This is a genomic window from uncultured Lutibacter sp. (assembly GCF_937891065.1).
GTDB lineage: Bacteria > Bacteroidota > Bacteroidia > Flavobacteriales > Flavobacteriaceae > Lutibacter.
The window spans coordinates 1-10,023 of the sequence record NZ_CALAEQ010000164.1 but is presented as its reverse complement, the minus strand read 5'-3'; the positions used below and the strand labels follow the sequence as shown (position 1 = coordinate 10,023).

Sequence of the window (10,023 nt, the reverse complement as noted above, 5' to 3'; positions counted from 1 at the left end):
CCTGCCTCTTCAGGTTTTCTTGAAGGTAAACTTGTTAAGAAACTCCAATTGATTCTTGTTAGGCCTATTTTAAAGATATTGTAAATTAAAATTACCAACATTAAAATTCCAAACAAGGTAAATAATACCCCGAGGATTTTAAAAGCCTCATCCTTGAGTTTATTTTTTCTTAAATTATTCATATTTCTCTTGGTATTTTTTCTTTATCCAAAAACTAATGCTGTTTAGGATAAAAGTGAACAAGAATAGTGTAAGACCAGCAGCAAAAATAGTTTTATATTCTAGTGAACCTTGAGGTGCATCACCTGAACTTACCTGTACAATATATGAAGTAATTGTTTGAACTGGGATTGTAGGGTCTAATGTAAACTGGGCTTGTTGACCAGCTGCAATAGCCACAATCATAGTTTCACCAATGGCTCTTGAAATTGCTAAAATAATAGATACAATAATACCAGATGAAGCTGCGGGAATCATTACTTTAAATGCTGTTTGAAATTTAGTTGCTCCCATCCCAAAAGAGGCTTCTTTTAATGCTTTTGGAACGGCATATAAAGCATCTTCACTTAAGGAAGAAATAAATGGAATAATCATAATACCCATTACAATTCCTGCGGATAAAGAGTTAAATGTTTCTAAATCTGGATAAATGCTTTGTAAAAAAGGAGTAACAATTGTTAATGCAAAAAAGCCATAAACTACCGTTGGTATTGCTGCTAAAATTTCAAGAAAGGGTTTTAATATTTTTCTAAAACTTTTAGGAGCGTACATATTTAAATAAATAGCAATTGTTAACCCTATTGGTAATGCAACTGCAATTGCAATTGCTGCTGTTAAAAAAGTTCCTGATACAAGTGCTAAAATACCAAAATGCTTTTCACTGAATAAAGGTGTCCATTGTGTATCAGTTAAAAACTCAAATATTGACACATTTTTAAAAAACGAAATACTCTCAAACAAAAGTACAGCAATAATACCAATGGTTGTAAATATTGTAATAGAAGCACAAAGCTTCAATATGTTTTCAATTATTTTTTCTTTAATTCTCATATATTAAAATTGCCGACAAGGAAAACTTATCGGCAAATACTTAATTTAATAATTTTATTACTTTAAAATCACTTTATTAAAAGCAGCCTTTTGTTCATCATATCCATTTTGAGGCATAGGAACATAACCAACTTCTTTCGATAATTGTGGAGCATTGTCTAAATAAAAAGCAATAAATTTTTGAACCTCTGGACGTTGAGCCGATTTTTTATTTAAGAATATAAATAATGATCTTGATAAAGGAGCATATTCATTACTTGCTACTGTTTCTATACTTGGTAAAACAGCACCATTACCATTATCAATTCCTACAACTCCTAATTTATCTTTATTTTCTTCATAATAAGATAAACCAAAATAGCCTAAAGCATTCACATCTTTTTCGATACCTTGAACAGCAACATTATAATCAGACACAGCATTGTAATCTGTTCTACTTGCTCCTGATTCACCCATAATTACTTCAGTAAAGAAATCGTATGTACCGTGAGAAGTATTTGGTCCATATAAATGAATTTCTTCATTTGGCCATTCAGCTCTAATGTCATTCCATTTTTTAACAGTACTATTTGGTTCCCAAAGTTTTTTGAGTTCTTCTGTAGTCATTGTTTTAGCCCAGCTATTGTCTTTATTAACCACTACAGTAATACCATCAAGTGCAACGGTTAATTGTATATATTCAATATTATTTTCTTGACAAAGTGCAATTTCTTTTTCTTTAATTTCTCTTGAAGCATCACAAATATCAATAACTCCGGTTCCAAATTTTTTAAACCCGCCACCGGTTCCAGACTCTCCTACAGTTACTCTTACTTTAGGTTCAACTTTTAAAAATTCTTCAGCAACAGCTTCTGAAACTGGGAAAACAGTTCCTGAACCATCAATAGCAATTGATCCTGTTAATTCTGCTGTCTTTTCTTTTTTCTCACCACAAGATCCTATTATAAGAGCAAGTGATATTATAAATAGTATTTTTTTCATTTTTTAGTTTCTTTTATTTTGTTATGCAAAGGAATGACTTGATTGTTAAGTTTGGGTTAACTAAAAATTAATTAATTTGTATTAATCTATTAAATTTAAGCAGATTATAATTTAAATTGAGCGTTTAAATACACTAAAGATTTATTATTTATAGCGCTATCATCAAAACTGTAGTTCTGATAGTTTAATGAAAATTTAAGACCTTTCACTGGGGCTACTTGAATACCAGCTATAATTTGATTTCCGTCTTTTGCCATATTCCAAGCTTCAGATTCTCCAGATAATATATTTGAGCTTAATTGATCAAAACGACCAAAAACTTCTACCTTTTTACTAATAACGTATGTTGAATAGAATGATAACCCATCTAAATTGTGATCTTGTGCTGGGCTTGAATATTTTTTGCCATTATTCATTTTGTTGTATTCAACTCCTAATCTCCAATCTGAAGCATCATAACCTGCAAATAAGGATAAAGTAGTTATGGCATCTGAATCTATTGATGGTTGACTATCGGCATAAATTTTTGTTGTTAAACCTTCTATTGGAGTAAATACTAAACTACCTCCAACTTTTTGTTTCCCATCTTCATCTTGTAATTTTTTATAACCTTCCCCATTCGCAATTAAGAAATTTGCTTTTAGGTTTTTGCTTATTTTAAATTCTGCATTTATACCTAAATCGGCACTGCTACCAAAACCATTTTGATCCTGGAAAGACTTAAATATATATCGGTATCCCCAAAATTTTTCTTGATCTTTAAATTGTTTCATACCAATTAAACCCATACTTAATTTAACAGCTGGAGAAACTTCCCAATCTAATTGAGCTGCCTTTAGGTAGGCTGTATAAGCGCTTACATCATCACTTCCAACATCAAAAGTTATTTTAGCTGAAATTGTTTTACTGAATTTGTAGCTATAACCCAAATATGCTCTTTTTAATTCAAAAGCACTGGTTTTCTCTGCGTTTTCAGATAAATCTGTGTGGTAATTCCAATGAATATCAAAAAGAGGTTTTCCATTTGGTTTAAACTCTTCTTTTGCTTCTTGTGAAAAAGAAGCAATTGATAAAATGAGGGCCGTTAAAAATAATAGTTGTTTTTTCATAATAGTATCCGTTTTTGTCAAGGCAAATAACTGACACTATTGTTAATTAAATGTTAAGTGCATGTTATTTAATAACTAATTAAGTTACAAAAAAAGACCACCTTTTAAAGGTGGTCTCACATTTCAAATTATTGTTGACAAAAACGAATATGAAATGAAATACTGTAGATATCAAATTATAGATGATCAAATATCTAACTATATTTCATTTTTAATGTAACCCAAATATTAAGTAATTAATAAGTTTGTTCTTAATATTTATTTAGTAAATATAACTATTGAAATAAAGGTTTTTTTAATACCCAAATATTTGGTCTAAATCCGGGTATGTTGTAAGTGTCTATAAATCAATTAAATAGGTTATTTTATAAAAAACTTAATGTAAACTTAACGTTAACAAATGGTTAATTTATTGCTAATTGCATACATTTGAGTATCATTAAAAAGTAGTATTAACTAAAAAATTTATATAGATATGAAAGCAATACTAAACTTAGTATTAATGTTGTTTTGTGTAACAGCATTTTCACAAGAACAAAAAGTAGATTACAAAAAATTAGATAATGATTTAGTACAAGCTACTTATTATTTTGCTGATAATAATGAAGCCGTTGAACGTGAAGGTTTTTTTAATAAAGAAGGAAAATTACACAACACCTGGATTAGTTATGATCTTCAAGGAAATAAAACGGTTATTGCAAACTACAATAATGGGAAAAAGGATGGTGTTTGGACTTATTTTAAGAAAGATAAAGTTAATGTTGTTACTTATAAGTTAAACAAAATAGTTAATGTTGAAGAAAAAAGCTTAGCGGTAAATTAACTTAAATCAACATATAAAAAAAAGGCTGTTAGTTTTAAACTAACAGCCTTTTTTATGTAATTAAATAATTTTTTATAAACCTGCCTCTATCCAAGACCAAGTAGAAATATCAACTTTAGTACCAGCATTGTAAGCATCAGTTGTTGTAGCATCAGATCCATCAATTTGAACGTTAGATAAAGCTCCATCATTTTTCATATCAATATTTTTAGCATAACCTTCTAAATACAAGTTTGTGATAGTTGCTCCAGATTCTAATTTGAATTGTAATGCTGTACCATCAACACTTGAAATAGCTGTTACATTTACAAATTTTGGATTGTTATTAACTTTATCTCCTTCAAAAGCCGTAGAAAAACCTGCAACAGTATGTGAAATATAAGTATTAGTAACTGTTCCATTCCAGCCTTCTGTCCAGTCAACAGCATCATCTTCATTATTTTCTAAATAAATATTAGTTACAGAAGCACTTCCTCCAAAAAATTCAATTCCATCATCAGCACCATCAATAACTGCAATGTTTTCTAATATTGTTCCTGAGCCAACAGCGTATAATGAAACTCCATTGTATTGAGAATCAAGATTAATTTGTGCTCCAGTTCCTTTAATTACTAAGTATTTTATGGATCCTGAATTGTCAGCATCATCAGTACCACCATAAATAAATCCACCAACTTCAGCTTCAGCATCTACACCAGCAGTAGTTGTTGCTTTACCACAAATTGTTAATCCTCCCCAATCAGCAGGACTTGCATTTACAGAAGACATAACAACAGGATTAGTTGCAGTACCTTGAATATCAATTTTACCTCCCTTAAGAACAGCAATATAAACATCAACTCCTCCTTTATCAGCTGTAATTTTTGTTCCGGCTTCAATAGTTAATGTAACACCATCTTGTACAATATAAGAACCTGTTAAGCTATAATTTGTGTCAGCTGTTAAAGTTTTATTTGAAGCTATATTACCATTTAATACTTCAAGAGCTACAAACTGTCCATTGATGAAATTCCAATCTGAAATATTAACAAGTGCACCAGTATTGTAAGCATCTGTTGTAGTTGCAGCAACTCCGTCAATCATAACATTTGATAAAGCACCATCATTTTTCATATCAATGTTAGTATCATAACCACTTAAATATAGGTTCGAAATAGTAGCCCCAGATTCTAATTTGAATTGTAAAGCTGTACCTCCAACAGTTGAAATTGCAGTTAGGTTATTAATTTTTGGATTGTTGTTATCTTTATCACCTTCTACAACAGTAGAAAATCCAGCAATGGTATGAACTACATAGGCATTATCAACAGTTCCACTCCAACCTTCAGTCCAGTCAATTGCGTCATCTTCATTGTTTTCTAAGTATAAGTTTTTTACTGAAACAGTTCCACCAAAAAACTCCACTCCATCATCTGAACCATTTATTACAGCAACGTTTTCAACAGTAGTTCCAGAACCAACTGCATAAAATGATACACCATTGTATTGAGAATCAAGATTAATTTGTGCTCCTGTACCAATAATTACTAAATTTTTAATTGTACCTGAACTGTCAGTATCATCAGAACCTCCATAAATAAAACCACCTACTTCAGCTTCAGCATCAATACCTGCTGTTGTAGTTGCTTTTCCACAAAGTGTTAATCCGCCCCAGTCACCTGGTTCAGCATTAACAGATGACATAACAACTGGGTTGCTGTCTGTACCATTAATATTTATTTTTCCTCCTTTTAATACCGCAATGTAAACGTCAGTTCCACCATTGTCAGCAACTATTTGTGATCCTGCAGGAATTGTAAGTGTTACTCCATCTGATACAATAAAAGAACCAGTTAAAGCATAATTTGTTGAAGAGTTTAAAGTAAAATCTTCTTCTAGAGTACCATTCATGACTCCATTTGATAAATTTTCGATAACCACATTAGTAGTATTGTCAATTGGACTTGGATCATCATTATCACAACTAGCTAAGGTTAACAAAGCAAAAAGTGCTGTTATTCCAATAAATTTATAGTTCGATTTTTTCATTTTTTTTAATTTGAATTTAATTATTTTTATTTATACAAATAACCTTTTATTATGATACCTAGGTTTTAAGAGAATATTAAGTGTTTATTATGAAATCAGTTGATTTTATTGGGAATGTTACTATATTGTTACTTGAATTTTTTAGTAATTAAAAAGCAGCTAATAGTTAACCATTAGCTTCTTTCATTTTTTTATATGTTTTATTTTAGAACGTATATTTAAACCCTAAACTTAAATCCATTCCCTTTTTATAAGAACTTATAATTTCATTTGTTTCAAATTCAGAAGATAAAGGTTTTACTTTTTGAGATTGCTCAATACTTGGATTCAACATATTTTTTCCAGTTAATTTCATTGAAAGGTTTTTACTTAGTTGTTTGCTTAAAACAAGGTCAAGAGTAACAAATCCTTTTTCTATAATTTCATCATTGTATAAAATTGCACTGTTGGTAAAATCTTCAGGAGCGCCAAGAGCATAAATTTTATCAGAAGAATAGTTCCCAGCTAATGTTGCTACAAATTCATTTTCTTTATTATTTGAATAACTTAAAGCAGTGTTTACAATAAAATCAGAAGCACCTTGTAAATCAGCTACTGTTTTGTTGTTATATTGAAATTCCTCTAATAAATCTTGTTTAAACCACATTTTTGTAGCGTTAAAATTTATGTTTAGATTGTTGTTTTTAGTATCAATTAAATCAAATCTTGTTTCAAATTCAATTCCAACAACATCAGCTTTTTCACCAGTATTATCGTAAGAAAAATTTCCTGAAGAACCTCTTGTTTGAGATAAGTTAATAGGGTTTTCAATTCTTTTATAAAAACTTGTTACAGAAACCAATTCTTTTGAAGAAGGATACATTTCCCATTTTACATCTACATTATAGTTTGTAGATTCTTTTAAATCTGGATTCCCTTTTGTAACACGTCCTGTAGGAGAAACATATTCAAAAGGTGCTAATTCTTTAAACTCTGGAAGTGTAATAGTTTTACTACCTGCAAATCTTATAAAATTAGTTTCGTTTAATTCATATTTTAAGTTTAAACTTGGCGCTAAATTGTTATAATTATTGGTTAATGAACCAACTCTACCAACGTAATTTGCCACGTCCCACATAATACCTAAGTCATCTTTTTCGTATCTAACACCAACGTTTCCTGTTAATTTGTTGAAGCTAAAATCTAAATTAGCAAATCCAGCATAAGTATCAAGGGTAGCTTTATAAACATCTTCAGCTCTTTCTCTTAATATTATAGAACCATTATTGAAATACATTTTAAGAAAAGCAGAAGATAAATCATCAATGGATTCAACTTGAAAACCTTTTGCTCTTACTCCAGCAAATAATGAATTAAAATATCTTTCTTTTTGACGAAAGTTTGCTCCAAAATTCAATGTCATTGGATTGTCTGAATTAGCATTGAATGTGATTTGATCTTTTATGGTTCCATTAAGTTCAGTATCCTTAATTTTTTGATCAGATTTTCTTTGTTGATAATCACCAACGTGTGCAAATTGCACAGTATTATTATCTGTAAAATCTATTGGAGTTACACCGTTAGGTATAAAATCTGTTTTAATGTTTACCTCATTTCTAATACGGTTTGGTTCTTTAGAAATAACATAATTGTAACCAACTGCCCAATTTAATGTATTGGTTTCAGAAATATCATGAGTACCTAAAACTTGATTTACGAACATACGTGTTTGCTTCAAATTTTGATCTCTAACAAAAGCGCCATATTCTGAAGGGTCTTGGTCGAAAACAAAACCTTCTCCATTTCTTCCTTGTTCAAATAAATTATCAATAGCTTTATTTACAAATAAACTGTTGAACTTTATTTTATGACTATTATTTAATCGGTACGTCAAGTTAAAAAGCCCTGTAGTATTAATAGTTGTTTTATAAGTTTCCACATCTGAAAACGAATTATTCAAAACATTTGATCTGTACTTTTTGAAAATCCCTTGTTCATGATTAGAGGATGAATTGTGTGATGCAGTTGCAAACATTAAAATATTTTTTCCAAATAATTGAAACTTTTTACCACCAGAAAGTGAAATTCCAAAGTTTATAGGAGTGCTTTTGGTTTCAGTGTTCCAACTTTGTAAAGTTATGGCATCCACCAAAGCATTTTTTTTTGAGTAAAAACCAAAACTTAAATCGTTACTATTTTGAGTGGCTCTAAAATTATCAAAAACACCATTTTTTAATACATTTGTATTTGATCCTCCACTAATACCAACTGAAAATTTACCTCCATTATATTCTTTTGTTACAATATCAACATTTCCTGAAGCTTGATCTACGTAGTTTTCTGTTGAATAGGTTTTGCTAATACTAACATTTTGAATAATATCAGTAGAGAATAAATTCAAATCCATATTTTTCTTTTCAACATCATCAGAAGGTATTGGTAAACCATTCATTGATGTTGTTAAATATCTATCTCCTAAACCACGAATGTAAATATCACCAGAACCTTCATTTTTTGTAACACCAGATATTTTTGATGTTGCAGCAGCAGCATTAGATACACCAATTCTTGCTAACCTTTCAGCTCCAATACTTTCTTTAATAACGGTGGCTTTTTTTTGTTCAGTTAAAAGAACGCTTTCAGATTCCTTTTTAGTTGTACCTGTAATTTGTATTTCACTAAGTGAAACTCCTTCACTGGCACTTAATGTTTTGTTAATTGTAATTGTTTCCCCTTCTTTTACAACTACATTTGGTACTTCCACAGTTTTATACCCAATAAAACTGAATACTAGCGTATAAGTTCCTGGGTTTGCTTGAAAAGTATATGTTCCTTCAAACTCTGTTGTAGTCCCTATTGTAGTTCCTTTAATAAATACATTTGCGAATGGAAGCGGTGAGTCATCAACTTCTTTATCTAACACTGTGCCTGAAATTGTACCTTTTGTTTGACTAAATACTACTGTACTTAATAGTATAAATAATAATGTTATTGTTTTATTCATTTTTGTCTAAATTTCTTGATGCAAAGAAATGGCTAGAACGTAAATGAAAGGTTAATGTGTTGTTATTTAAAGGTGATAAATGCGTTAACTTAAAGTTAGAAAGTAAATAAAATAATTAATAAAGATTACAAATTAGTAACATTCACTTAAGTTTTAAAAAAAGATTTTAAATTTAGTTTTGAGATACTGTTATTGCCGAATAAAATTCAGGTTGTAATTTTAATCCAGATAATAATTTTTCTAATTTTATAGTATTGTTTGCAGTTACAATTAAAGCATCTGTTTCAATAGTTTTGTAGCCTATAAAGCTGATACTTAATGAATAAGTGCCAGGTTTTAATTTGAATTTAAAAGTTCCATTTATATCAGTTGTTGCTGAAATTGTTGTGTCTTTAACTTGAATTTCAGCAAAAAATAGAGGTTCATTTAAATTGTCACTATCTAAGATAACCCCTTCAATACTAAAGTTTTGGTTTTCTTCAGAAATTAATGAATTCATTCTAAAAGACTGACTAAAAATTTGTGATGTTGTAAAAATAAATAAAGTAATAAATAGGTTGCGCATGGTATCATATAATTAGATGCTACAAATAAACATCTACAGTGTTAAGTAACCGTTAACTGTGTCTTACGCTTTTATAATCTAAAGGTTAAGTTTCAAGATAAAATCAAATAAAATAATATAAATTATTAAGTATATTGCATCAAATTTTAAAAAACGAATATGAACTGGGAGCAATTACTTTCTTTAAAACGATTTGGAGACACTCAAAAAAGATTAAGAATCCAACAAGATGAAACACGTTTAGGTTTTGAAGTAGATTACGATCGTATTATTTTTTCTGATTCATTTAGGAGTTTACAAGATAAAACTCAAGTTGTTCCACTTTCAAAAACCGACTTTGTTCATACCCGTTTAACGCATAGTTTAGAAGTTAGTGTAGTTGCACGTTCATTGGGAAGAGTTGTAGGAGAGCAGGTATTAAAAAATCATCCAAATTTAGGTGAAGAAGGTTATAAAATGAACGATTTTGGCGCAATTGTAGCAA

General features: G+C 29.7%; 7 protein-coding genes and 2 pseudogenes. 2 read left to right on the top strand and 7 right to left on the bottom strand.

Translation table 11 applies throughout. The features are described 5' to 3' along the window. From Q0352_RS09215 to Q0352_RS09200, 4 genes and pseudogenes are all read right to left on the bottom strand, one after another. Positions 1 to 182 (bottom strand): annotated as a pseudogene (locus Q0352_RS09215) (phosphate ABC transporter, permease protein PstA); the annotation flags it as partial. Continuing rightward, entirely contained in the window at positions 175 to 1,050 is an 876-nt protein-coding gene (gene pstC, locus Q0352_RS09210; RefSeq protein WP_299526932.1) for a phosphate ABC transporter permease subunit PstC, read from the bottom strand. The gene pstC and the pseudogene Q0352_RS09215, both read right to left, overlap by 8 nt. Before the next feature lie 57 nt (positions 1,051 to 1,107). Beyond that, on the bottom strand, positions 1,108 to 2,031 hold the full coding sequence (locus Q0352_RS09205; RefSeq protein ID WP_299526930.1) for a PstS family phosphate ABC transporter substrate-binding protein: 924 nt from the start codon (positions 2,029 to 2,031) through the stop codon (positions 1,108 to 1,110). A 104-nt stretch (positions 2,032 to 2,135) separates the two neighbouring features. Further along, the gene (locus tag Q0352_RS09200) at positions 2,136 to 3,140 is read right to left on the bottom strand and encodes a hypothetical protein (RefSeq protein WP_299526928.1); all 1,005 of its coding nucleotides are present in this window, start codon (positions 3,138 to 3,140) and stop codon (positions 2,136 to 2,138) included. A gap of 475 nt (positions 3,141 to 3,615) precedes the next feature. On the opposite strand from Q0352_RS09200, the gene Q0352_RS09195 reads away from it, so the two are divergent. Continuing rightward, on the top strand, positions 3,616 to 3,963 hold the full coding sequence (locus Q0352_RS09195; RefSeq protein WP_299526926.1) for a membrane-binding protein: 348 nt from the start codon (positions 3,616 to 3,618) through the stop codon (positions 3,961 to 3,963). Positions 3,964 to 4,035: 72 nt separating this feature from the next. Here Q0352_RS09195 and Q0352_RS09190 read toward each other — a convergent pair whose 3' ends face one another. The 3 genes from Q0352_RS09190 to Q0352_RS09180 all read right to left on the bottom strand — a co-directional run bounded on the left by Q0352_RS09190 (position 4,036) and on the right by Q0352_RS09180 (position 9,539). Continuing rightward, positions 4,036 to 5,991: a hypothetical protein gene (locus Q0352_RS09190; protein WP_299526924.1), complete on the bottom strand. Its 1,956-nt coding sequence runs from the start codon at positions 5,989 to 5,991 to the stop codon at positions 4,036 to 4,038. Positions 5,992 to 6,196: 205 nt separating this feature from the next. Further along, a complete protein-coding gene (locus Q0352_RS09185; protein WP_299526922.1) occupies positions 6,197 to 8,974 on the bottom strand; it encodes a TonB-dependent receptor in 2,778 nt (925 codons plus the stop codon). A 172-nt stretch (positions 8,975 to 9,146) separates the two neighbouring features. After that, positions 9,147 to 9,539 (bottom strand): carboxypeptidase-like regulatory domain-containing protein, encoded by a 393-nt coding sequence (locus Q0352_RS09180; protein ID WP_299526920.1) that lies wholly within the window; start codon positions 9,537 to 9,539, stop codon positions 9,147 to 9,149. A gap of 159 nt (positions 9,540 to 9,698) precedes the next feature. Between Q0352_RS09180 and Q0352_RS09175 the strand changes: the two are divergent. Further along, a pseudogene (locus Q0352_RS09175) lies at positions 9,699 to 10,023 on the top strand (dGTPase); the annotation flags it as partial.

Bases quoted from the DNA above. Each gene is read 5' to 3' on its own strand.
- pstC (WP_299526932.1), bottom strand. From the start codon at position 1,050: ATGAGAATTAAAGAAAAAATAATTGAAAACATATTGAAGCTTTGTGCT.
- Q0352_RS09205 (WP_299526930.1), bottom strand. From the start codon at position 2,031: ATGAAAAAAATACTATTTATAATATCACTTGCTCTTATAATAGGATCT.
- Q0352_RS09200 (WP_299526928.1), bottom strand. From the start codon at position 3,140: ATGAAAAAACAACTATTATTTTTAACGGCCCTCATTTTATCAATTGCT.
- Q0352_RS09195 (WP_299526926.1), top strand. From the start codon at position 3,616: ATGAAAGCAATACTAAACTTAGTATTAATGTTGTTTTGTGTAACAGCA.
- Q0352_RS09190 (WP_299526924.1), bottom strand. From the start codon at position 5,991: ATGAAAAAATCGAACTATAAATTTATTGGAATAACAGCACTTTTTGCT.
- Q0352_RS09185 (WP_299526922.1), bottom strand. From the start codon at position 8,974: ATGAATAAAACAATAACATTATTATTTATACTATTAAGTACAGTAGTA.
- Q0352_RS09180 (WP_299526920.1), bottom strand. From the start codon at position 9,539: ATGCGCAACCTATTTATTACTTTATTTATTTTTACAACATCACAAATT.